Here is a 217-nt window from a genome sequence, read left to right on the forward strand (position 1 = left end):
CCATCGACAAAGTCGACGTTGTACTGACCGCTACCACCACCGTCGGCGAAGGCGGCAACATCGTTTACACCGCCAGCCTTGTGGATAAAAACGGCGCGCTGGTGACCAACATCACCAACCCGCTGACCGTCACCCTGGATAACGGCAAAACCATCACCATCGGTGTGAACCAATCCAGCGGCACGGTCACCGCCGTGGCACCGAATGACGTCTACAA

General features: G+C 58.1%; 1 protein-coding gene. It reads left to right on the forward strand.

What is annotated here, in order from left to right; all coding sequences use genetic code 11:
- A partial coding sequence (locus tag BFP93_RS00790; RefSeq protein ID WP_141687921.1) for an immunoglobulin-like domain-containing protein occupies positions 1–217 on the forward strand: 217 nt, incomplete at both ends.

The sequence above is a fragment of the Pseudomonas sp. 44 R 15 genome (assembly GCF_900004965.1).
GTDB lineage: Bacteria > Pseudomonadota > Gammaproteobacteria > Pseudomonadales > Pseudomonadaceae > Aquipseudomonas > Aquipseudomonas orientalis_A.